This is a genomic window from Lysinibacillus sp. UBA6686 (assembly GCF_002455205.1).
Taxonomy (GTDB): Bacteria; Bacillota; Bacilli; order Bacillales_A; family Planococcaceae; genus Lysinibacillus; species Lysinibacillus pakistanensis.
This window is the reverse complement of record NZ_DKJS01000074.1, coordinates 17,923-42,550: the sequence shown is the minus strand read 5'-3', so window position 1 is coordinate 42,550 and position 24,628 is coordinate 17,923. Positions and strand designations below refer to the sequence as shown.

General features: G+C 37.3%; 20 protein-coding genes and 1 riboswitch. Of the genes, 11 read left to right on the top strand and 9 right to left on the bottom strand.

Annotation, left to right across the window (positions count from 1 at the left end; genetic code table 11):
* Window positions 1-139 precede the first annotated feature (139 nt).
* The 3 genes from B2R82_RS19650 (at window position 140) to nhaC (ending at window position 3,293) form a co-directional block, all read left to right on the top strand.
* Window positions 140-283 carry a hypothetical protein gene (locus B2R82_RS19650; protein ID WP_283870564.1) on the top strand — a complete coding sequence of 48 codons (144 nt, stop codon included), beginning with the start codon at window positions 140-142 and terminating at the stop codon, window positions 281-283.
* A 175-nt stretch (window positions 284-458) separates the two neighbouring features.
* Window positions 459-1,571: an amidohydrolase gene (locus tag B2R82_RS19645; RefSeq protein WP_286926562.1), complete on the top strand. Its 1,113-nt coding sequence runs from the start codon at window positions 459-461 to the stop codon at window positions 1,569-1,571.
* 276 nt (window positions 1,572-1,847) lie between these two features.
* A complete protein-coding gene (nhaC, locus tag B2R82_RS19640) occupies window positions 1,848-3,293 on the top strand; it encodes a Na+/H+ antiporter NhaC (RefSeq protein ID WP_286926561.1) in 1,446 nt (481 codons plus the stop codon).
* Window positions 3,294-3,354: 61 nt separating this feature from the next.
* On the opposite strand, the gene B2R82_RS19635 is transcribed toward nhaC, so the two are convergent.
* Window positions 3,355-4,596, bottom strand: a complete 1,242-nt coding sequence (locus tag B2R82_RS19635) for a hypothetical protein (protein ID WP_286926559.1) — start codon at window positions 4,594-4,596, stop codon at window positions 3,355-3,357.
* A 79-nt stretch (window positions 4,597-4,675) separates the two neighbouring features.
* Here B2R82_RS19635 and B2R82_RS19630 point away from each other — a divergent pair, with 79 nt between their 5' ends.
* Window positions 4,676-5,788 (top strand): mandelate racemase/muconate lactonizing enzyme family protein, encoded by a 1,113-nt coding sequence (locus tag B2R82_RS19630; protein ID WP_286926558.1) that lies wholly within the window; start codon window positions 4,676-4,678, stop codon window positions 5,786-5,788.
* An 11-nt stretch (window positions 5,789-5,799) separates the two neighbouring features.
* Window positions 5,800-6,480 (top strand): GNAT family N-acetyltransferase, encoded by a 681-nt coding sequence (locus B2R82_RS19625; protein WP_286926556.1) that lies wholly within the window; start codon window positions 5,800-5,802, stop codon window positions 6,478-6,480.
* Between the two features lie 61 nt (window positions 6,481-6,541).
* Here the strand turns inward: B2R82_RS19625 and B2R82_RS19620 are convergent, their stop codons facing one another.
* The gene (locus B2R82_RS19620) at window positions 6,542-7,252 is read right to left on the bottom strand and encodes a Fe-S oxidoreductase (RefSeq protein WP_286926555.1); all 711 of its coding nucleotides are present in this window, start codon (window positions 7,250-7,252) and stop codon (window positions 6,542-6,544) included.
* Window positions 7,253-7,793: 541 nt separating this feature from the next.
* On the opposite strand from B2R82_RS19620, the gene B2R82_RS19615 reads away from it, so the two are divergent.
* On the top strand, window positions 7,794-9,113 hold the full coding sequence (locus tag B2R82_RS19615; RefSeq protein WP_286926553.1) for a hypothetical protein: 1,320 nt from the start codon (window positions 7,794-7,796) through the stop codon (window positions 9,111-9,113).
* 157 nt (window positions 9,114-9,270) lie between these two features.
* Here the strand turns inward: B2R82_RS19615 and B2R82_RS19610 are convergent, their stop codons facing one another.
* The 3 genes from B2R82_RS19610 to B2R82_RS19600 form a co-directional block, all read right to left on the bottom strand.
* The gene (locus tag B2R82_RS19610; protein ID WP_286926552.1) at window positions 9,271-10,248 is read right to left on the bottom strand and encodes a multidrug resistance efflux transporter family protein; all 978 of its coding nucleotides are present in this window, start codon (window positions 10,246-10,248) and stop codon (window positions 9,271-9,273) included.
* A 438-nt stretch (window positions 10,249-10,686) separates the two neighbouring features.
* Window positions 10,687-11,916: a peptidase T gene (pepT, locus tag B2R82_RS19605; RefSeq protein WP_286926551.1), complete on the bottom strand. Its 1,230-nt coding sequence runs from the start codon at window positions 11,914-11,916 to the stop codon at window positions 10,687-10,689.
* A 311-nt stretch (window positions 11,917-12,227) separates the two neighbouring features.
* Window positions 12,228-12,872: a lysoplasmalogenase gene (locus B2R82_RS19600; RefSeq protein WP_286926550.1), complete on the bottom strand. Its 645-nt coding sequence runs from the start codon at window positions 12,870-12,872 to the stop codon at window positions 12,228-12,230.
* Window positions 12,873-13,047: 175 nt separating this feature from the next.
* On the opposite strand from B2R82_RS19600, the gene B2R82_RS19595 reads away from it, so the two are divergent.
* The gene (locus tag B2R82_RS19595; RefSeq protein WP_286926549.1) at window positions 13,048-14,727 is read left to right on the top strand and encodes a hypothetical protein; all 1,680 of its coding nucleotides are present in this window, start codon (window positions 13,048-13,050) and stop codon (window positions 14,725-14,727) included.
* 54 nt (window positions 14,728-14,781) lie between these two features.
* Here B2R82_RS19595 and B2R82_RS19590 read toward each other — a convergent pair whose 3' ends face one another.
* Entirely contained in the window at window positions 14,782-15,207 is a 426-nt protein-coding gene (locus tag B2R82_RS19590) for a hypothetical protein (protein WP_286926548.1), read from the bottom strand.
* 214 nt (window positions 15,208-15,421) lie between these two features.
* Window positions 15,422-16,153 carry a class II chromate reductase ChrR gene (gene chrR / locus B2R82_RS19585; protein WP_286926547.1) on the bottom strand — a complete coding sequence of 244 codons (732 nt, stop codon included), beginning with the start codon at window positions 16,151-16,153 and terminating at the stop codon, window positions 15,422-15,424.
* A 282-nt stretch (window positions 16,154-16,435) separates the two neighbouring features.
* On the opposite strand from chrR, the gene B2R82_RS19580 reads away from it, so the two are divergent.
* Complete coding sequence (locus B2R82_RS19580; RefSeq protein ID WP_286926546.1) at window positions 16,436-17,956, top strand: succinate CoA transferase; 1,521 nt, start codon at window positions 16,436-16,438, stop codon at window positions 17,954-17,956.
* A gap of 219 nt (window positions 17,957-18,175) precedes the next feature.
* Here B2R82_RS19580 and B2R82_RS19575 read toward each other — a convergent pair whose 3' ends face one another.
* Together B2R82_RS19575 and B2R82_RS19570 are read right to left on the bottom strand one after the other, a co-directional pair.
* Window positions 18,176-19,657, bottom strand: coding sequence for a DASS family sodium-coupled anion symporter (locus tag B2R82_RS19575; protein ID WP_286926545.1), 1,482 nt, complete (start codon window positions 19,655-19,657; stop codon window positions 18,176-18,178).
* A gap of 196 nt (window positions 19,658-19,853) precedes the next feature.
* Window positions 19,854-20,486 carry a glycerol-3-phosphate acyltransferase gene (locus tag B2R82_RS19570; protein ID WP_286926544.1) on the bottom strand — a complete coding sequence of 211 codons (633 nt, stop codon included), beginning with the start codon at window positions 20,484-20,486 and terminating at the stop codon, window positions 19,854-19,856.
* Between the two features lie 156 nt (window positions 20,487-20,642).
* A riboswitch (SAM riboswitch) is annotated at window positions 20,643-20,756 on the top strand.
* Window positions 20,757-20,872: 116 nt separating this feature from the next.
* Between B2R82_RS19570 and B2R82_RS19565 the strand changes: the two genes are divergently transcribed.
* From B2R82_RS19565 to B2R82_RS19555, 3 genes are all read left to right on the top strand, one after another.
* Complete coding sequence (locus B2R82_RS19565) at window positions 20,873-22,174, top strand: O-acetylhomoserine aminocarboxypropyltransferase/cysteine synthase family protein (RefSeq protein ID WP_286926543.1); 1,302 nt, start codon at window positions 20,873-20,875, stop codon at window positions 22,172-22,174.
* Between the two features lie 380 nt (window positions 22,175-22,554).
* Window positions 22,555-22,941 (top strand): hypothetical protein, encoded by a 387-nt coding sequence (locus B2R82_RS19560; protein ID WP_286926541.1) that lies wholly within the window; start codon window positions 22,555-22,557, stop codon window positions 22,939-22,941.
* A 533-nt stretch (window positions 22,942-23,474) separates the two neighbouring features.
* Complete coding sequence (locus B2R82_RS19555; protein WP_286926539.1) at window positions 23,475-24,461, top strand: homoserine dehydrogenase; 987 nt, start codon at window positions 23,475-23,477, stop codon at window positions 24,459-24,461.
* Window positions 24,462-24,628 lie beyond the last annotated feature (167 nt).

The window sequence follows — 24,628 nt, the reverse complement described above, 5'->3', positions numbered from 1 at the left end:
CATATTATGGGTTATATTAATCTAATTAAGTGATTGGTTTTATATTTATTATGCATATGTAGCATTATTTGTTGCTTTTTTATAAAAAGGCAATGTATAATGCTATTATCAGAAAATTCTATTAAATAGGAGTGGTAAAATGAAAAAGCTGTTCAATTCAAAGTTTGAAACGTATTTAATGGATCAAGAGCCTGAATTAGCGATGGAAGAAGAAAAAAATGAAGAGCAGGCAACAATCATTCACTATGATGAATATCCACAAGGTTTTTTTACAAGTTTATAATATGTATTTGATGGACTGTGTGAAAGAGACTAAACTTTCAGCACAGTCCTTTTGTTTCGTATATACGAAATATGAAATTTGTATAAAATATTTGAATATGGGTCGAATTACATATGTACTTTTCTGAAATTATTTCATGTATAATGGGAAACAAAAATGAGTATGAGGTGTAATGATGTCAGATATTGTAACGTTAGAAGAATCAATATTTCAATGGTTTGATCATTTTCATAAATTTCCTGAGGTAAGCTGGAAGGAATTTGAGACAACTAAAAAAATTGCGTCCATACTAGACGAATTAAATGTGTCCTATCGTTTATTAGGCGATGTGCCTGGATTAATTGCTGAAATTGGGACAGGGGATGAGATCGTTGCTGTTAGAGCAGATATTGATGCGTTGTGGCAAGAGGTAGATGGGAAATGGCAGGCGAATCACTCTTGTGGTCATGATGCAAATATGACAATGGTTCTTGGTGCATTATTACTACTTAAAGATCTGCCCTTGCAACATCGTGTTCGGTTTATTTTTCAACCTGCTGAAGAACTAGGAAATGGAGCCTGTGCAGCCTATGATCGTGGAGCAGTTGAAGGGGTATCGCATTTATTCGGTGTACATTTAAGACCAATTGAAGAATTGCCACTTGGAAAGGTTTCTCCAGCCATCCATCATGGTGCAGCTTATTTTTTAGAGGGAACAATTCAAGGTATAGATGCACATGGTGCAAGACCACATCAAGGTAAGAATGCTATTGATGTGATTATGGCTGTTCAACAAATGCTGAACAGTATTCATCTATCACCGTTTGAACCACACTCTGCAAAACTAACAAAAATTATTGCAGATGGCGGTAGTACAAATATTATTCCGGGTAATGCTAGCTTTTCGATGGATATTCGCGCACAGCAAAATCAACAGCTCGAATTACTCCGAAGTCGTATTGAGTCTGGTTTAAAAGCTATACAGTTACAGTTTGAAATTGATATGGACTGGAAATGGATTGATTACACGCCAGGTGCTGAAGTTTCACCAATTGCAGCAAGAATGGCGAAAGAGGCAATCATTGAAACGTTAGGTGAGGAGCATTTGGCGGATGAAATCACTACACCAGGTAGCGATGATTTCCATTTCTACACGGTGAAAAAACCAGAACTAAAAGCGGCGATGATAGGTATTGGGGCTAATTTGGCACCAGGATTACATCATCCTAAGATGACCTTTGAGCGTAGTGCGCTGATCGATGCTGCAAAAGTACTTGCATGTGTATTAGAAAAAAATCCAAAATCCTAATAAAAAATAAAGCTATATTAAAAGATTATATTTTCTTTTAATATAGCTTTTTTGTATGAACATTTCACAAAATGTATGGATATACAAGGGTTTGCATTGTTTTTAATAGCTACTTGAAAGCGTTTTATTACGCTAAAATAGTGAGATTTGCTTGAGAGGCATAAATTTTTTGCGTTGACTTTTAATTTTTTGAATATTAAGCTAAAAAACGTAAAAAATTATTTGCGCCTTAAAAATTCGACAAAGTAATCAGGTGCAAAAAAAGGGGATGGGACCATGAAAAAAGAAATTAATGCTCTTTGGGCACTTTTAACTTTTGCAATTATGATTATTACAATGCTTATTACAGTAGTTGTATTAGAGCAAAGCCCTCACGTACCTCTTCTTGTTGGCACAACAGTAGCAGCAATTGTTGCCAAATTACATGGATTTAAGTGGATGGAAATTGAGGAAATGATGTATAAGGGCATACGTCTAGCTTTACCAGCAATTGTCATTATTATTTTAGTAGGTTTGACAATCGGTGCATGGATTGGTGGCGGTGTCGTAGCAACAATGATTTATTACGGCTTAAAATTAATTTCTCCAGCATGGTTCTTAGTAACAATTATGCTGTTATGTTCAATCGTTTCATTGGCGATTGGTAGCTCATGGTCTACAATGGCAACAATCGGTGTTGCTGGAATGGGGATTGGCTTAAGTATGGGAATTCCGGCAGCAATGATTGCTGGAGCTGTTATTTCAGGTTCATATTTTGGTGATAAGATGTCGCCTTTATCCGATACGACCAATCTTGCAGCAGGTTTAACCGGAACTAATCTTTTTGATCATATTAAGCATATGCTTTACACAACAATTCCGGCTCTTGTCATTGCGCTTGTTGTCTTTGGCATTATGGGAAGAAAATTTGCAGATGTCTCTATGAAGTCAGAAGAAATTTTAACAACTTTAAAAGTAATGGAGGAAAGCTTTGTTATTTCTCCTTTGCTATTACTTGTTCCAGTCGGTGTTATTGTATTAGTTGCAAAAAAAGTGCCAGCAATTCCTGCTTTAATTATTGGGATTATTTCAGGTTTCTTATTACAAATTTTTGTACAAGGTGGTTCAGCAGCAAGTGCTGTACACGCATTACAGGCAGGATTTGAAATCTCAACAGGTAATCACATGGTGGACGAGCTATTTAACCGTGGTGGCTTAGACTCAATGATGAATACGGTTTCAATGACAATCGTAGCGATGACGTTTGGTGGTATTTTAGAATACTCCGGCATGTTAAAAGCACTTATGAACGTTATTGTGAAATTTGCTAAATCTACAGGTAGTCTAGTTGCTTCAACGATAGCAGCTTGTATCACAACGAATGCTACATGTTCAGAGCAATATATTTCAATTGTAGTACCTTCACGTATGTTTGCAGGTGTTTATCAGCAGCGTGGTTTACATTCTAAAAACCTATCTCGTGCGTTAGAGGATGGGGGAACATTAACGTCCGTATTCTTCCCTTGGAATACTTGTGGTGTGTTTATTTTAGCAACATTAGGCGTAAGTGCAATGGAATATGCACCATATGCGATTCTTAACTTCACTGTACCTATTATTTCAATAATCTATGCTTATATCGGGTTTGCAATAGTAAAACTAACTCCTGAAGAAATTGCAGAGGCAGAGAAGCGTAAAAAGGAGCAAGAAATAAACGATGCGAATATGGTGGCAGTGGACTAATTCTATCTCATCTACTAGCTAACAATAGTCTCGCAGATGCCAAAAGTATCTGCGAGAATTTTTAATAAATAGCAAAGTTCAATTCATAGATTGTGCGTGGGCGACCTTGCTGATGGGTCATTTCTTCTCCTACAACTTTAGCATAGCCATTGTCTACTAATTTTTTTATAATACGCTCTGTTGTACGTCTTGTCACTTGAAGGTATTCTGAAAGATTGTAAGCAGTAAATTGAGCTGATTGATGCTCTCGGCTAAAGTCGATGATTTTAGAAATATTTAAAGGACTTAGGCTTGTTAGCTTTGCCATTTGTAAAACGTAAGGATCATCCGTTTTTAAAGCAAGCTTGATGTCCGATTTTGGAAACGGACCTAGTAAATTTTTATGTTCATCAAGTATAAAGATTTCATAGGGTTTAGCAAAGGATAATGCGTTTTTTGCATTTTGGCTCGCCTCAGGAATGGAGTGGCCAAAACCAAAAGCAAGCTTAAATGGTATTTTGATTTGTTGCATTAAACTTTGCAAATTTTCTTTTGCGAGGGTATTTTGCAAATATCCTGCTGTTGTATAAAGTTCAAAAGAATTTGCTGTAATTTGTTTATAGGTTGAATGTGTAGCTGTAGTGATTTTTGATAAAATATAGGTGTCAAATGAATGGTTCTCTGGCATTTCTAATATCCCTACAACGGCTTTCACAGATTCAGATTTAGTTAAAAGTGATTGAGACCTTGTTTCTTCCAAGTGTTGAACAATAGAGTTTGTAGCGTCTATCATACGCATAGCGGGTATTTGATGTTTTTGTAATTCATCAAAAACACTATGAATACTTGTAATAACAAAATCAATGCTTTGGGCATTCCATAAAGCAATATGATGCTGAAGTATTTCTTGAGTAGGCCTCGTAACAGCGATTTGCTGAATAAAGGGTCTTGGACCAGAATACTCAATATCTTTTAAAACATTTTCAACAAAAATTGAATCCATCACATCGATAGAAATTCTACTTAAAGATATTGCATGATTGGCCATTACTGATAGCAATGTTGTAGAAATAGCAGTTTCGTCTTGTTTTATATAATTCCAAGGGATTGGTATTTCCGATAAAGACGATTGAACATGTAGATAAGGCAATGTTCCGCCAAGCAATAGCGCATCACATGGTCTAATTTGCTTTAGTAAAATCGGTGCCTCTTCAGGATGGCTGTAAGGATAAAATTCTAATTGAATATTCTTAATGTTTTGTGCGATACTAGTAATACGTTTCATAAATGCTTTAGAGCAAATAACTGCTATTTTAGTAGACATAGGTAACATTCCTTCTCTTTATTTTTCAACAATTAGCGACATATTAACGACAACTAAATTATATAGGAGATTGATAAAAATGAAAATCCAACAAGTAGAAATTTTTGCAATTCATTTACCATTAATTGAACCATTCGTAATTAGCTATGCTACATATGACTCAATGCCTTCTATTATTTTAAAGGTTACGACAAATACCGGTATTATAGGCTTTGGCGAAGCTGTGCCAGATGAGCATGTAACAGGGGAAACATGGGAAAGCACATATGCTGTTTTAAAAAATCAGCTAGTTCCTGCGATTATTGGAGCGAATCCACTTGAATTTGAAAAAATCCACGATAAAATGAATAAAATTGTCAAGGATGTACCTGCCGCAAAAGCTGCCATTGATATAGCTTGTTTTGATATTGCTGGGAAAGCACTGCAGGTTCCAGTGTATCAGCTGTTAGGGGGACGTTATCATGAGAAATTCCCAATCACACATGTGTTGAGCATTGGAACGCCAGAAGCGATGGCAGATGAGGCAGCAGATCGAGTAGAAATGGGCTATCGTTCATTTAAAATGAAGGTAGGAACAGAAGTTGTACGTGATGTTGCCCGTATTAAAGCGGTGCGTGAACGGGTAGGAGATGACATTGCCATTCGAGTAGATGTTAATCAAGGATGGGGGAATGCGTCCACTACATTACAAGGTTTACGTGCAATGAAGGACTTAAATATAGATTGGTTAGAGCAGCCAGTAGATAGTGAGGATATTGACGGAATGGTTGAGATTAAGTCAAAATCCGATGTTACACTAATGATTGATGAAGGACTTCGTGGCGTACGTGAGATGCGTGAAATTATTGCTAAGCGAGCAGCAGACAAGGTAAATATAAAACTAATGAAATGTGGTGGCATTTATCCTGCTATGAAGCTAGCTGTGATGGCTGAAATGGCAGGCATTGAGTGCCAGGTCGGTTCAATGGTAGAATCATCTGTTGGCTCAGCAGCAGGCTTCCATGTGGCATTCTCTAAAAAAATTATGACAAGTGTAGAATTAACAGGTCCATTAAAGTTCTCTAAGGATGTTGGAAACCTACATTATGATGTTCCGTTCATCTGTTTAAATGAGAAATCCGGTTTAGGTATAGATGTAGATGAAGCGATTCTTAAAGAATTATGTAAATTTTCAACGGTTGTAACGGCCTAAGGAGATACATTATGGAAAAAGTCTATGAAGGAATGCTTGGAGAAACACTGTTTTATGTAACAACTCTAGATCTTCAGCATTTACAAGAAATTGAGAATTTACAAGTTGAGGTTTATGAATCGTTAGTGGACCAAAGTATTTTACAGCCACTTACTTCTGAAGAATTTGAATATATTTTAAAAGGCAATGGCATGATGATAGGTGCTTATGTCGGGCAGGAGCTAATAGCCTTCCGTGCGCTCTTAAATCCTCCTGTAGATAATGAGCATCTTGGCTATGATTGTGGGATTACGGAGGATGCATTCAATCGTGTTTTATATCAAGAAATCTCGAATGTTTCTCCTAAATACCGCGGCTTTGGCTTACAAAAAATATTAGCTAATATTATTATGAGTCAGATTGATTTATCGAAATATGATTACGTTTGCTCTACTGTTAAGCCGTATAATATTCCAAGCTTAAAGGATAAATTCGCGCAAGGTTTAGTGGTAAAAGGGTTAAAGATTAAGTACGTTGATAAATTACGCTATATTTTCTTTAAAGATTTACGACAGGAGCTACCAATTTTTAAAGAAAAGAAAACAATATCGATGGATGATACGGTTGGTCAGCAGCAGCTTTTAAAACAGGGTTATACTGGTACTTCCATGTATGAAGACCAAAATGATTGGCTCGTTGTTTATGAAAAGTAAATAAAATATAAGCCCTGTTCTTCACAGTTTGCGAAGAGCAGGGCCTTTTTGCAAAGGTTTGTTATTTTTTTATTGGGCAAAAGCCACAAGCCATTAAACCAGGTATGTCCTTGGAAAAACAACACGATTTTCGGACAGGGACATTTACTAAATTGGATGGGCTTTGACCGCCTGTATATTGTGCCCACCAAGACTTGTTTGAGAAACGTGCCCAAGTTTTAGGATCCTCTAATATTTCAATATCATCCATCGCTTGGTCTGCTAAGCCAGGATTCGATAACAACATATGATAATGCCACAGTAGATAACCAAAGAAATTTTCCCAAATTGTCAAGGGCGAAACAGATGTCACTTTACGAAGCTGTTGCACAATAACATGCCCATCATATAAGATCTTCTCGATAACTGACTGACGTTCATCCTCATCCACGTAACGCCAATCATTTGGGTTGACAAACATTGCGACTGTATAGCTGTTAAATTCCTTTGCTGCGTCAAAGCGAAGCTCAATTGGCTTTCCATCCCACACCTCGTCATAGGCAGCTAGCATGTAAAACTGCATTGCGAAAAACATTCCATAGCGGCGTCCAAAATGGGAGATGGCTGCTGCTTCTGTGGCTGCGTCCGTAATACCCATCATCAGATTTAAAAAGTCAGGATGGTAAAAGTCCTTATGTATATCGGCTAATGTAAATAATGTTCGTTTCGGCTCTGTCGTATAAATGCTGTAGGAATTTAATTGTCGAACTTGATCCATCGTTAATGCTGGCATTGTTATCACCTATTCTTTCAATCGTCTGCTATTTCAATTATAAATTATTCAATTTTGCTTCACAAATGGAAAGCAATATAGTAAAATACATTAAACATATCTGAAAGGTAGGTTTTTGATGTCGCAGCTACAGGTATGGTAGGCATTGCTTCTTCAATAGCATAATCGGCTTTTGTGTAGGAGGCTTTTTGCATTATCGCTCGTTGAAGAAGGCATTATAAAAAAATTAATAATTAATTTTCAGATTACTGTTGACATTTTAATTGATAATGATTATCATTATCGTATAAAGATTATTCCTCCTCTACAATACAGTGTAGAGAGGATGAACTTTAGCTACTTTTCTCCAGAAGTTTGCTAGTTCATGATAACGCTCCTAAAACCCCCCTCATTTTTTGGGAACGTAAAATCTCAGAGCAACTTATGCCTTTATGGATAAGTTGCTCTTTTTTCGATTGTCTTTAAATAGGGGAAATAAGTAACAGAATGGATATGGTATGATAAAAATGGGAACTTAATTAGAAATAATGGAGGGAAATGAATGAAGAAATATATGATCACTTTGCTCATCGTGTTAGCCTTTTTTATAAACCCATCATCATCTAAAGCGGCGGAAGCACAGTGGGATGGGGCACAAGTTGTGAAGGGGCAAACGGGAAAAATGACCTTTACAAAAGATGTGAAAGTATATAAGAAGAATGCAAACGGAACATATAGCTCTATGACAGTCAAGCGCAATAACTATTTCCGAGTGTATGATATCGAAAAGTATGACAACAAAACATTTTATTGGATGAGTTCGGGTTACCGTGTCCAAGCGACGGATTTAGTTGTTTTTAAGAAAGTACCTCTGAACATACGCGCTTCGCTTTATGATAATCCCGGTTATATCAACATCAATGGTCAAGCCTCAAACTTAAACTATGGAACACATTATTTAAAAGGATTTGAATATGGGTCCCCTAGCTATGATATTGTTATTGGTGAAAATCTATATTACGATTATACGTACCAATCTGAGGGAAATATTAGAGGGGGCTATATTGATGCCACAGATATTCGCATTGCCGAAACAATAAAAAGAGATGAAGGCCTCTATAAGCTAACAGCTGATACACGGCACTTAAGAGGTCCAATGGCTGGAAGAAATGCGGGAGGAAAATATTCAAAAGGAACTGTTTTTCAATCGTTAGGAATTGAAATAAATGGATATATTAGAATGCAAGAGCTAGGGACATGGGGAGAAGATTTTATTTTTACATATATTCCTGTAACATTACTCCAACCTGTGCAAGCTCAAGAGAAACGCTATATTCGATATGGTGTAGTTGGTAAAGGTAAAAAGTCAAAAGAACTAAAGCGTTTTGATGAAGTAATGTTATTGACTGAAAAAAATATGACAGCTTGGATTGAGATAGATGGGGAAACATATTATGTACCAAAAAAAGTCCTAGCTACCATAAAACCGAACGAATCACCGGTTATTACAACATCTTTCTTGCCAAATGATACGCTTCAACAACTAGTGTATACGAATGGTGTATACAAGAAAACGACTAATAATCGTTTTGAAGCGCAGAGCAACAATCAGTTCATTGACTATCTTGAAACAGAACAAACCTTTAATTATGAAAAGGATGGTATCAAATATATTTTTGATAAGCCAGTTACAGAAGGCTCAAAAGTGACTAAAATAGAGAACGGAATGAAAAATGAAGGGTTTGTTCGTGCCATTCATTACACATTCACAAACTCAACAGGCACTTTTAACAATGTTGTGGAAACATCCTATGGAGAACTTTTTGCACCAGGCTATGGTTATATTAATGGAAATAGCAGCGAACTAAGGTCCTATGAATAACAACTCCTTTACTTTGCTTGAAGGGTGAAAGGAAAAACAGGTGAGGAAAAAGAATTGTTTTTCCTCACCTGTTTAATTTTAGGGCTTTTATTGCCTTCAACAAAAGATAAAATACATGGCTATAGGGATTGAGATTCTTCAACAGTATGAATGTACATCACAGAGTAGAGCTGTTATGAGAGGTAGATTGTTGATTAGCACCTTTTTTCCCTAGCACCATTGTATAGTAGCTGTGTAAAAGCATACCCACAATAATGACACCTAGACCTGCTAAAGCAATTGGGTCCGGGAAGGTAATGCCAAGTAATAATACTTCACCAATAATAACGAAAAGAATTTCAGTCGATTGTGTTGCTTCAACTGCTGCAAGTTTACCTTGATGGTCTCGTACTCGGTCGGTCGCAATGAAGAATAAGATTGTGGCAATAACGCCTGAGCTGATACCGACAAGCAAAGATTGCAGCATTTGATTTATTGAAGGTAGCCCAACTGTTGCCAGGGCATAGATAGCCATAATAATCCATGCTGGCATAGAAGCTATTGTCATACCGAGAACTCGCTGAAATGTATCAATACGTCCTCCACATATTTCCATCATTTTGCGATTGCCAAGAGGGTAAGCAAACGATGCGACTACAACAGGCAGGATGCCAAGCATTAGGCTTTTCATTGGAACAGATTGTGCCTGTGGTATTTGAATAAGCAAAATACCAGCTAAAATAACACATGAAATCAGTAATGAGATAAGTGGTATTTTTTGACGCACTGTTTTTCCCGCTACGATCGAAACAAAGAGGGGAGCAAGTAATACACCAGCAACGATTGTAAACTGCCATGTTCCAGAAACGAGCCAACCTGGACCAAAGGCTGCTGCGAATGTAAGAGGTGCATAAAATAATACGAAACCAACAAAGCTCCATAGTAGCCATGCGATAGGCTGTGCTTTCATTTCGCCAGATAATTGGGGAAAGCCCCTTCTGTAGAAGACAATTACGAGTAAAAACGGAAGCATGAAGAAATAACGAAGAGATGCACTCCATAACCAGCTACCACCCTGCATCTCCATTGCATGATTTAAGATAAATGTAACAGCAAAAAATAGGGAAGCCAAAATACCTAATGCAATTTCTTTCAAAGAAGTCACCTCAATTTGAGTTAATAATTCGTAAGTGAAATGTTAATATGTAATTCGAAAATTCAGTTATTTATCTTCGCACAGCAGCAGACTCCCATCTCTCCAGGTGGTGAGATGAATAAGGTTTTGGTTCCTTTTCAGTGGATGTCGAAGATAAAGCCTCCGGCGGATGTCAAGGATTTCCAAAGGAATGAATAAAAGGATGTTTGCCTAAAACCTTCGCATCCTGCGAAAACGGCTAACTGACCTGCCTCGGTGCTGCTGTCGCTACGCTTTCGCGCAAAAAACATCTGCAGGCCTGGGCACAATTCAAAATCCGGACGCATTGTTTATCTGTAGCGAAAGCAAAGCGGCAGCTACAATTACGCCAAGGCGAAATTGATGCTGAAAAAATTACGAAGAAAGGACCAAGCCCTTCTTCGTAATTAAAATTATATATTATTTTCCTTGCTGTTCAAATAGCTGAACAATTTCAATAATAACCTGTGTCGCCTTTTCCATTGTTTCAGCAGATACATATTCATATTTACCGTGCATATTTTCGCCACCAGCAAAAATATTTGGTGTTGGTAGGCCCATATAAGATAGCTGTGAGCCATCAGTACCACCACGGATCGGTAAAGTAATCGGTGTAATATCTAATTTTTCCATTGCTGTACGTGCTATGTCAACAATTTCTTTTACAGGTTCAATTTTTTCACCCATATTATAGTATTGATCTTCAATAGTAATGTTTAATGCATCCTCGCCAAATTGAGCTTTAATTTTGGCTGCTGCGTCAAGCATAAGCTGCTTCTTGTCCTCAAACTTTTGACGATCGTGGTCACGTACAATATAGGAAAGCTCTGTATGCTCGATAGCTCCTTTAAAGCCCATTAAGTGAATAAAGCCCTCATAGCCATCTGTTTTTTCTGGTACTGCATCAGTAGGCATTTCATTTTGGAAGGCAATAGCCATTGTGATGGCATTGACCATTTTGTTTTTTGCAGAACCAGGGTGTACACTAGTACCTTTTGTCACAATCTTTACACCTGCAGCATTAAAGCTCTCATATTGTAACTCGCCAAGTGGTCCGCCATCCATCGTATAAGCATAATCGGCCCCAAAAGCAGCTACATCAAATTTATGTGGACCACGGCCAATTTCTTCATCTGGCGTAAAGGCTACACGTAATTTACCATGCTTAATAGAAGGGTTGTTTTTAAGGTATTCCATTGCCGTCATAATTTCTGCAATACCAGCTTTATCATCTGCGCCTAATAATGTAGTACCATCTGTTGTGATTAATGTCTGCCCTACATAATTTTTAAGCTCTGGAAAATCTGTTGGTGACATTGCTAAATTTTCATTTAACTGAATATTTCCGCCGTCATAATTATCAATACGCTGTGGATAGACATTTGTACCCGTATAATCAGTAGCTGTATCGACATGTGCTAAGAAGCCGATAGTCGGTACTTCTTTATCTGTATTTGCCTCTAAAGTAGCAAATAAATAACCATTTTCATCTAATGTAATATCCGTTAAGCCTATTGTAGCTAGTTCGTCTTTAAGAATGTGCAATAAATCATATTGCTTTTGTGTAGAAGGAGTTGTTTCGCTTGTAAAGTCGGATTGTGTATCAATTTTTGCATAACGAATTAATCGCTCGATTACTTGTTCTTTCATAAAGTATGGCCTCCTAATGTGTATGTTTAATTTCTATAAGCGGGTGTCCAAAGTCTAAGAACGTCACGCCCTGTGGCAATTCATCTGTGCGAAAGTGAAGCGACAGCAATACGGTTTTCTCTGTGCGAAAGCGAAGCGACAGCAACAACAACAACACTCGATTTGAGAGACCAACATCAAGTTAGCCCAAAGCCCCCAGCAGATTTCACGGGATCGGACGCTTCGTCAGCACTGCGCTTTCGCACAAAAAACATCTGCGGGCCTAAGCACAAAGCGATTCAGGACGCAATTATGCCGAGGCATAATTGATTTTATTGTAACACTTTACTTCGGATTTCGGAATATTGAAGGATGCTTAAAGCTATAAGTAATTGAGCACTGTAATAGGTCAGCATAATTATCTCATGTGAAAAGGATAGGGGCATTACAAATTTATTAATAGCTAAATAGGAATCCGATGCGATAAATAACAGCGCCCCGATTATCGCAAAAGTGGAACCTGTACGAATGGCAGTCCAACCCATCAATAAGATTATGGATATATATGCGATTACTGCAATACCTAGGACAATATCCCCGGAGTAAAGCACCGTTCCAGCAATCCACACAGCCATACTTGCCCCATAAACAAGTAAAATTACTTTTGCCCATGCTGGTACTTGGCGTTCATTAGTAGACGAAAAGGCAAAGATATAAAAAATATGGCCGACTAAGAAACTTGTTAGTCCAATGAGAAACCACTGTAATGTATAATCACCCACCATACAAAAAGCAAGACCAACAACAATTAGTAGCTGGTACTTTTTAAAGCCTTTTTGAGAAGCAGCTAAAATAATAATTAATAGCATAGGGATAACTTTAAAGATTAGCTTTAGATTATCTTCTATATGGGAGTAGAAAAAAATATAATAAAAACCAAACACGGCGATGACAGGAATTAAAAATTTTTTAAACAACTATTTCATCTCCTTTTCATTGAAATTCTTTATCTATGTTAAAATTTCCTTTATAAAGTCCTCTTTTTTAATAAAAATCATTAATTAAGAAGGCACGTTCCTCAGACAATGTATGAAACTTTTTACGAATGCAGCCGTAAATAAGTAGATAGTTAGCTAAGAAAGGGTGAATAAAATGACCAAGCTATTAATAGCTTCAGCAGTCATTGCACTAATTGCGAGTATTTTATTAACACCGCTTATTACGAAGAAGCGAGAAGATGGAAAATCAAAAAAAGTAATTGGTTACTTTTTTATAGGTGTCTTTGTACTAGGATTTCTAGCTACTGGCATCACAGTATATGTCACAAAGATGGATGTAAACTGGCTTGCATTTTGGCCAGCTATTATTCTATTAACATTAGGCGGGGCGTCCCTTGCAAGTGGTATTGAAAGAAAGATAAAAGGTGTATTATTTTTAGCTAGTTTAGGGGTCGCCATATATGTATTATCAGCTCCTTTATGGAATGCTAACGACAAATTTACATCAGCAGAAATGAAGGAAGAGGTAGAGATAAAGCCGTTTGATGAAACACAAACACCAGCTAGTGTACCTCCAAAATTTGCACGTAATAAAATGAAGAAAGCATTTGGTCAAGTGCCGAATACGAGCTATTATGAATTAGGGCGCTTACAAATTCAAAAAGTAAATGGTGAGTATGTGTATATTGCTCCAGTTGAATTTTCTGGCTTTTTTAAATGGATGAATGGTGGCTCTACTCCAGGTTATTTTATGATGAGTGCCACAGATTCAGCAGATAATCCAAAATTTGTAGAGCAAGCAATGAAGTATGTGCCTTCAGCTTACTTAAATTCAAATTTAGAGCGTCATATTCGTCTCCAGCATCCACTCCTTATTTTCTATGGAGATGTACAACTTGAAGTAGATGATGATGGTAAGCCTTATTACATTCGTTCCTATGGTGAATTTGTTTCAGCACGTAATGGCTTTGATGTAAAAGGGATTGTATTGGTGGATGCGTTAACAGGAAAATCCGAAGTAGTAAAGTTAGAGGATGTTCCAGAATTTATTGATGGAGCTGTTTCACCTGAGACCGTGAGTTTACAAAACAGCTACTTTGGAAATTATGTTCATGGATTTTGGAACAGTAAGTTTGGTAAAAAGGATGTAAAGCTTCCTTCAGATGAAGGAACAGAATCAAATGTTAGCCCGGTTTTCGATGAAAAAGGTGATATGTATTATTTCACAGACTTTACGAGTCCTAAAGAGGGTGTCGATTCGATGCTTGGTTATTCTTTAACAAATGCTAGAACAGGTCAAGCAACTTACTATACTGGAAATTTAGATTCATCTTATATGGATTCACAAGGGAATTTACAAATTATCGAGAAAAAATTTATCGAGAAAAAATGGTCAGGTGAAATGCCTGTATTATATAACTTTTACGGGGAAGCTAGCTGGTTAACTGCAGTGCTTGATTCAAATGGTTTTTTACAAAACTATTTCATTGTCTCTGCAGCAAATCCTGAAATTTCAGTTTATGCAACAACTCCTAAAGAGGCACTAAAACTATATAAAACAGCACTAAGCCGTGGAGGAAATACGGTAGATGGCAGTTCAAATGCAACTGAAAAAAATGCTAGTGGGAAAGTATTACGCGTATATAAAGAGCGTTTAGGTGACTTTACCATTGTCTCGTTTTTATTAAGTAATGGGGAGAATTATTTAGTGAGTGCGGAGACGGAACCACTTTCAATTTATTTACAAGAAGGTGATGAAGTCATTCTTACTTATGGTGATACAGGGGAGCAGTTCCTACCTGTCCGAACGCTTATTATTAAAGGTCTACAATAAAAATATACTCAAAAAGGACGATCTAGTTGCAAATATACTGCGAGATCGTCTTTTTTATGTTGGTTGGGATTGAATATAGTAAAGCATCTTTTCCTGATGATTAATAAAAAGTGTTTTTGCATGCTCGTTTAAGTCGAAAATTTCCTGAATATATTCATGAAGCAGCTTTTGTTCATATTCAAAAGAACGCGGATCTTCATTTTCTAATACATATGATAATAAAAGTGTATGTAATACTAATACTTCTAAGTTTTGTGTATTGGTAATAAATTTTAAATTGAGAATCGTGGTATGGGAAATAAATTCATTGACATAATCAATAGCATTCTGATAAACAGCCATATCTATCTGAGGTTCTAGCCTCTTTCTTAATAACGTACATTTATTGTTTAAGTCTTGAATTTTTAAAAATAAACCTCTAACACTTCGTTTATGCTGTTGTTCTAAGGTACGAGCAAGGTGTTTATTGACATGGGACATTTGAACAAAGCTCCTTTCCACGTAAAGTCATCCTCTATTAATATGAATGGAAATGTTGGAAAAGGAAAGAGTCTTTTCGTTTAATTTGTACCTTAATTTAACATAATAAGAGAGACAAAAATACTAATTGCAACATGATGAGGTATTTTACATATAAAAATGTGGAGTTAATATCATACGATAGTAACCCCACCAATGGAATCTAGATTGAATGCTATTTCCAATTAAAACCTTTTTTAGCTAAGAACTCATTAATATGCGGACGACGTTGTTCAATTAAAAAATCAGCCATTTGCTTTGTCCAGTTGTCAATTTTTCTATTGGAAGAACGGCTACTATAATAAGCTTCTAGTGTTTCGTTATAAATTGGTAAAAGCTCATCATATTGTTGTACATTGTATTCATTTTCATGTAGGATAGCAGCGACTGGTAATCGAGGCTTTACTTCATTACGGCGAGCCGGAACCCCAATTGTTAAGCCGAAAAGTGGGAAAACATAATCGGGTAAATTCAATAACTCACTTATTTCAGCTGGTTTGTTACGAACACCGCCAATATAGCAAATACCGTATCCCATTGATTCTGCGGCAATGACAAAGTTTTGAGCAAATAATGATACATCTGCAACCCCAACAAGCACGTTTTCGGCTGTATCTGCTACAATTTCCACACCCTCTAGTTTACCAGCCATTTGTAGACGTTTAAAATCCACACAAAAGACAAATGCAGCGCCAGAGGTTTCATATTGACGAGGGTTACCGGAGAGCAAGCCGAGCTGTTCCTTTTTCTCCTCATCTGTTACCCAAATAACGCTATAAGCTTGTACAAAATGAGATGTAGCAGCCATTTGCGCAGTAGTAATTAACTCCTCTATAATATCCTTCGAAATTGGATTACCGTCATAAATACGAACTGAAGAGTGGTTACGTAATAAATCTTTAACCATTTAATATTCTCCTTTTCCCCTTATATATATGAAAAGCATATCACGCTTTTTCTTCAAAATCGAATGTATTGGTCGTTTAAATTATTTTTGGATAATTTATAAATGCATAAAATTTCTCGAAAAACGAAATATTTTCTTTGATATAGATTAAATATTCTAAATAGTATAATATTATTTATGCGACGGTTTATTTGGTTAAACTTCTAATGTTTGGAAATGGCAACGGAATATCTACCAAGTAATCTAGTTGAACAAAAGTAAAGTGGGATGGAGGAATAAGCAATGGAAGAAAAGTTAGCGAAAAAGCTTCGTAATGAACAGCTGCGAAGCAAGGTTGTCACAGCAGAAGAAGCAGCATCTTGGATTAAGGATGGTATGGTACTTGGGATGAGTGGTTTTACACGTGCTGGTGATGTTAAAGTTGTGCCACTTGCACTTGTTGAAAAAGCTAAAAAAGAGAGCTTTCAGGTAGATGTATATACAGGTGCATCATTAGGCCCAGAAGTTGACCAATACTTAGCTGAAGCTGGCGTTATTCGTAAACGTGGCCCTTTCCAGGCGGACGCGGGAATTCGTAATAAAATCAACAGCGGTGAAATTATGTTTGTCGATGCGCATCTTTCACATAATGCAGAATTGGTACGTCAGGGCATTATAGGTCCTATTGATTTTGCGATTATTGAAGCGGCTGCTATTACAGAAGATGGCTTACTAATTCCTACAACTTCAGTTGGTAATTCTCCGATTTTTGTACAAGAGGCCGATCAAGTAATTATCGAGTTGAATGTGGCTCAGCTAGATGCATTAGAGGGAGTACATGATATTTTTGTTCCAGGACCACAAGGAAAACGTGATCCAATTCTATTACAAAAGGCTTCAGATAGACTTGGCACAATTGGTATTCCACTAGATTTAGAGAAGGTAAAGGGTATTGTAGTTTCAGACATTTTAGATGCGCCATCAACAATAGTTCCAGCTGATGAAGAAACAGATATTATGGCCAAGCATTTATTAAACTTCCTTCGTGATGAAATTAAAGTAGGCCGTTTAACGACGAGTTTACGTCCAATCCAGTCAGGAGTAGGCTCCGTGGCAAATGCTGTATTATTGGGTTTCAAAGACTCTGAGTTTGAAAATTTAGAGGTCTATTCGGAGGTGCTACAGGATGCTGTATTAGAATTAATGGATGCTGGAAAAGTAAGCTTTGCATCTGCTACTTCTATTACCCTGTCAGAGGAAGTTGGAAACCAAGTTTACGGTAATTTTGATAAATATGCTGACAAACTAGTATTACGCCCACAGGAAATTTCCAATCAGCCAGAAATTATTCGCCGACTCGGGCTAATTTCAGTGAATACAGCGCTGGAAGTTGATATTTACGGGAATGTGAATTCAACCCATGTTTCAGGCACAAAAATGATGAATGGTATCGGGGGTTCTGGTGATTTTGCACGTAATGCACGATTAGGTATTTTTGTTACAAAATCTTATGCAAAAGGTGGAAATATCTCAAGTATCGTTCCGATGGTATCACATGTGGATCATACAGAGCATGATGTTGATGTAATCGTGACAGAGCAGGGGGTTGCTGATTTACGTGGACTGGCACCAAAAGAACGGGTCGCACTAATTATTGATAACTGTGCACATCCTGAATACCGTGATCAATTATGGAAGTATTTTAATGATGCTAATGAAGCAACAGGCGGACACCATACTCCACACGATCTAGAGAAAGCGCTTTCATGGCATGTGAATTATGCAAAAAGTGGTACTATGAAGGAAGCAGCATTATCAAAATAATAGAATAGATTTATAAAAGCCTTGTAGGACAGTTAATGATTCCTTCAAGGCTTTTGTGTTAATTATGGTACCCAAAAGAACTGTATGGGTTGACCCAGAGAACTAATCAAGTCGCTTAGAGAATGGCTCAGGTACCTCAAAAATTTGCTCGGGTCCCTCGAAGAACAGCTCACCTGTCTTATCCAGATACCTATTAAAATACTTAGGGGCTCTATCTATTTACAATAATCCGATCCATTTCCAATAAGTTGCAGAGAATAGAAGTACTAGGATGAAACCAATAATGGTTAATGGAATACCAGATTTCAAGAAATCCTTTGTTGTAAATGCTCCTGTACCATAAGCAAGCATATTTTGCGGTGCGCTAATTGGTAAAAGGAAGCCAAAGCTAATCACAAATTGCTGTACGATAACGAAACCAACTTGGTCAACGTTAGCCGTTAATGTGGAGGCCAAAACGATAAACACAGGTACAAGCGCTGATGCTAAGCTTGTCGCACTGGCAAAACCTAAGTGAATAAGAATATTAAATAGTGTAACCAATGCAATTGTTGCTAGAATCGGCATAGTATCTAGACCGAGTGAACCAAACACTTTGTCAGATAACCATGATGCACCTTTCGTATTCAATAATACTGTGCCTAGCATAATACCTACCGCAAAAACGATAATGGTTCCCCAAGGAATATGAGGCTCCACTTCCTTCCATGTATAAACACCGATTTTCGGCATTAATAGAATAGCGATAGCAATAATTGTGACTGTTGTTGTGTCGAATGGGTGTAGCTTGCCTTCAGTTGCCCAGAAAAATAATAAAATCATTGACGTGATGATTAAACGGATTTCAGGCGCTTTTAATGGGCCTAGTTCTGCAAGCTGCTTTTTGATTACCTCTTTACCGCCTTCTATGTTACTAGTCTCAGGCTTAATCAGAGAAATCATAATGAAAAATAAAGCTATAGACATGATAATCGAGAAGGGGGCAGCGTAGAGTAACCAGGCACCCCACGAAATATCCACATTAAATTGTTCTTGAATAAAATTTAAAGCGACCATATTTTGAGCAGCTGCTGTCTTAATCCCAATATTCCAAATGGAGACGGCCTGTACGGAGGTAATGACAAGTAACGCAGCCAGTCGGCTATCACGCGGCAAACCAAATGCAGCAACCATTCCAAGTAGTATTGGGACTACTGCGCCAGCACGTGCTGTAGCAGAAGGAACAAAAAATGCGAGTGCTATAGATACTAAAATGGCACCAAAAATAATTGCTTTTGTTTTAGTCCCTACAAGTGAAAGTATCCATAGGGCGAGTCGTTTATGTAAGTTGGTGATTTGCATTGCTGCTGCTAAAAATAGAGCTGCGGCTACCAGGGCGACTGCAGAATTACTAAACCCGCTTAATGCTAATTTTAGAGCACCTGCTGTTCCTAATTCTGCTGTTGGATCGTCTATTGACGGAGCCAGTCCTAGTAAAACGGTTACCAGTGCAATAATCATGGCAGAGCTGACGGGATATGAAACTGCCTCTGTTACCCAAAGGATGACTGCGAAAGCTAAGATGGCTAAGGCCCGTTGACCCGCAACAGGTAAATCGCCGTTATTAGGTAAAAAAATAATGATGATTAATGAAGCAAAGGCTAAAGCAATCCAAAGTGGCTTTAAATTACGTTTTTCGCCTGCTTGTTGAAGTGTAGACATATTTTCTCATCCTTTCTACGATAAATATGACGATTATTGTCTATAACATCGGTCAGTAAAATGTTTTATTAAGAAAATAATTTGTCTATTTATTGGAGAAAAAAATAGTATGTAAAATACTTTGTTTTTACAGCATTAATAGTAAATAAAGAGAAAATATATGGTCATAGAAAAGACAAAAACATTCAAAAAAATATTATTTCTTTTTCTTAAAAGCTGAAGTTACTTTAGGCTCTGTTCCTTTGACTAATCGTTTAATATTTTCAATATGCAAAATGATAGCTATTCCAAAAAGTAGCAAAGCAATCATCGTTGGACCTATCCCAGGAATCCATAAAAAAGTTGCTGTACAAAAAACAAGATAAAACTCTAAAACGCCGACAATTAAATAGTTCGTTGCAAAAGATAAAATGACAAATAAAATAAGTGCAAATAAACCAATTTTCCAATCAACAGCAAGCAATATCCCTATGATGGAGGCTGTACCTTTCCCCCCGTTAAAGCCCATATGGAATGGGAAATTATGACCTAGAATGACACCAGCTGCTATGAGATAGGTGAAGAGCCAAACTTGTACCTCTGTGTATTGTGCTGCATCTGCAAGAAAGAAATGTGCACCGATAATTGCTAATACACCTTTACCAATATCAATAAGCGCTACTAGTACTCCGTATTTCCATCCAAGGGAAAGGGTTGCATTGGAGGCACCTGCATTCCCATGGCCAGTCTTTTTTAAATCTACCCCAGATAAAAACTGTGCCACTTTAGAGCCATGAAGACAGCCGATAATATAACCAACAATAATAAATAAAATGATGGTTTTAATCACAGAAATCCTCCTTTCTAAATAAATATTAAAATAGTGTATGCGTTCATACTACGTAAAGAAGCAGACTGAAGTTTCGGAAAAAATAAAATTTTAGTGTTGACAGAAAAAATGTCTATGTTTATACTGTGTAACAACGATGGAAATTGAATCTCAATACTCTTATCAAGAGCGGCGGAGGGATAGGCCCTATGATGCCCGGCAACCAGTAAGTGACGAACTTGCTAAGGTGCTAATTCCTACAGATTCTTACTTGGATCTGGCAGATAAGGGGAGGAAAACTTGCAACTGCAACCCTCTTCTTAGCTGAAGGGGGTTTTTGTTTTCTACTAAAAAATCCTCCTCATCTCCGGTACCATCGTAAAAAAATAACCATTTGGAGGTACAAAATGACAAATTTTAAACCAGAAACATTGCTGTTACATGGTGGCCAAGAGCCAGACCCAGTAACAGGATCTCGCACCGTACCTGTATATCGCTCAACGGCCTTTGTTTTTAAAGACACTGCTCATGCGCAACGTCTTTTTGCCTTAGAGGAAGCCGGCAATATTTACACACGTATTACGAACCCAACTGTAGATGTTTTTGAAAAACGCGTCGCTTTATTAGAAGGCGGTACAGCAGCAGTGGCACTTTCATCTGGTGCAGCAGCTATCGCATTTTCAATTTTAAATCTTGCAGGAGCAGGGGATGAAATTGTTGCCGCTAGCTCTTTATATGGTGGTACCTATAATTTATTTGCCAATACACTACCAAACTACGGTATTAAAACGATTTTTGTAGATGAAACAAATCCTGAGAATTTCAAAGCAGCAATCACTGATAAAACAAAAGCGGTATTCGCTGAAATTTACGGTAACCCAAGTTTAAAAGTACTAGACATTGAAGCAGTGGCTAACATTGCACATGAAAGCGGCTTACCATTAATTATTGATAGCACTTTTGCTTCACCTTATGGCTCTACACCAATTGATTTCGGTGCCGATATTGTCGTTCACTCCGCAACAAAATGGATTGGTGGACATGGAACTACTTTAGGTGGCGTTGTAGTTGATGCAGGGAAATTTGATTGGACTCGTGGTCGTTTCCCAGGATTTACTGAGCCAGATGCTTCCTATCACGGTTTACGATATGGCATTGACACAGCAGCAGCTGCATTTGCTACAAAACTGCGTGTGCAATTACTACGTGACTTTGGACCAACATTAAGTGCTGATGCAGCCTTTAATTTTTTACAAGGTTTAGAAACGCTTCATTTGCGTATCCCTAAACATAATGAAAATGCTTTAGCAGTAGCCGAATATTTACAAAACCACCCATCTGTGGAATATGTAAATTATAATGGCTTAGAAGATTTCCCTACACATGATTTGGCTAAAAAATATTTAAGAAATGGCTTCGGTTCTGTGCTTACATTTGGCATTAAAGGTGGACGTGAAGCAGGGCGTAAATTAATCGATAGTGTGAAATTATTCTCCCATGTAGCTAATGTAGGGGATGCTAAATCATTAATAATTCACCCAGCTTCTACTACACATCAGCAACTATCAGCTGAAGAGCTAATTCAAACTGGTGTAACCGAGTCGCTCATTCGCTTATCAATCGGTTTAGAGGCAGTAGAGGATATTATTGCAGATTTAGAACAAGCTATTGAGCAAGTAACAGCTTCACAACAAAGGGTTGAAGCATAAAACATAGGCTAATGTTGTGGCGTTTACGTATTTTCTCATTCGATAAGCCTCATTTGGTAATGCGTAAAACGTTGCTACATCAAGCGCTTATCTCATTCGATAAGTTATCAGAAATTTCCCATAAGTAATACCGAGTAATTTTATAAGTATTATTGACTTAAATAAAACCATGCTATATACTAGGGTATAAGTTAAACGTTCGAAAGGCTACCAACCTAGAACTAATTTTCGGCACCGATTTTTGCCTGATTCGGTGCTCCAAATGATACTTTGATTCCATTCGTTTTCATAAGTGCTCCCCCACTTTTGAAATATATAGGAGTAGCTGCCAAGCCAGCAGCTACTTTCACTAAAAAACTGATGTTAAAGGAGTGTTTGAAATGGGAAATGTTTATAGTGCACAAAACATTGCATCTTATCTTATTTATGAACTAAATGAAGGTCATGTGTTTGTGAACAACATGTCCATTCAAAACATACTGGCATCAGTTGAACGTAAATGGCAACAAATTTTTGGACATTCTGCTTTTGAGGAGAACGTTTATGCAAAAGAGGAAGGCTATACAGTAAAAGAAGTTTTTGAGGCATATGAAAAATATGGAGCAAGTCATATTCTTCTACCTGCAACAGAGTTCTATTTAAAATATGGCACATTTCAACTAGTTGAACGTACGTATGCTATACCAAATTTTACACGAGATGAGATAGAACTTGTTCAGCAAGCAATTACACAATATCGTTATCAGTTGTTAATAAAAGCTAGTTAATTCTCCCTCATATATTTGAGCTCATTCTCTGCTGCTACAGGGAATGAGCTTTTTAATTAATAAAAAAAGGGAGTAAGCTGTTTTTTAAATAATTTTATAATTATCTATCAAAAGAACAATTTTTATAGATGTTGTAACATACATATATAATAGAAGAAAGACAATCCTTTTATAAAAAAATCGTCAATAATTGTTCATAGATTATAGAACATCTTAAAAAACGTATAATAAAGGGAATGAAACCGATTTCTTCTGCACGTCTAGGGAAAACAAATGTCCTTCCTAGAAAGATTTTTCTTGTGCAATGTATGTATTTGCGTTACAATTTTCTTTAAGTTAAATTTTGAATTATTTGAATTTGTGTGCTTGTCAGTGTATCTCCATAAGACAAATTTATTCATAACTGAGAGTGAAATATCAAATATTTATACAAGTTACTTTACGGGCGTGTGCACAATTCAGAATTAGTACGGATGAAGCTAACGCTTAAATATAATGAAACTGCGGAATGTAAGTTGGAGGGAATAACAGGAATGGCAACTATAAAGGCAGCGATTTTAGGATTTGGGACGGTAGGTCAAGGGATTTACCATATATTAAACGAAAAGCGAGAAGAGCTTAGACATAAATTAGGCATTGAGTTAGAAGTAGCAAAAATTTTAGTGACAGATGCTAGCCGTGAACGCGTACCAGGCACAGCACATTTGATGACTACTAGTATGGATGATGTATTAGCTGAACCGGGCATGCAGGTTGTGTTTGAGGCAATCGTGAATGAGGAGCCAGCATTTACGTATTTAAAGCGTGCAGTTGAACATAAATGTCATGTCATCACTGCTAACAAGGTAATGTTCGCTAAAAAAGGCTTAGAGCTACAGGATCTTGCGAAAGCAAATGGCGTTTTTGTAGGCTACGAGGCGACAACGGCAGGCGGAGTACCTGTCATTAAAACAATGAAAAATATTTTACTTGTCAATGACGTAAGCCGTATTCAGGGTATTTTAAATGGAACTTGTAACTATATTTTAACGAAAATGCGTGCAGAGGGATGGTCATTTGAAATGGCACTCAAAGAAGCACAAAATTTAGGGTACGCAGAGGCAGACCCATATAATGATATCTCAGGTCAAGATTCCTTCAAGAAATTAATGGTGTTAAGTGCATTGGCATTCGGTGAGCAACCGGATTGGGCAGATGTAGAGGTAATTGGCATTGATAGTATTTCTGCTGAACAGGTAAAGGAAGCAACTGCAAAGGGTCTACGCTATCGTCACGTTGCAGAAGTAGAAAAACTGGCAGGTGGTAAGATTATAGCCAAAGTAGAGCCTTTATTGGTAGACGCAGAACATCCACTGTATCCAGTAGATGATGTCAATAATGCTGTTGCCTTAGATACGAACTATATCGGTACTTTGACGCTTGTGGGCCCTGGTGCAGGCATGTATCCTACAGCAAGTGTTATGGTTGAGGATTATGCTGAAATTATTGGTAAGCGTGCTGGATTTCTCGTGAGTATTTAACTACTTTCATCAAATATCTCCCACCTCTCTAGGTGGTGAGATGAATACGAATTTAAGTACTTTTCAGACGGTGTCCAAACACCCGCTGAAATAAGTTAAGCCTCCAGCGGATGTCACGGAATCGAAAAGGAGTTAATAAAGGATGTTCGCCTAAAAAAATCGCATCC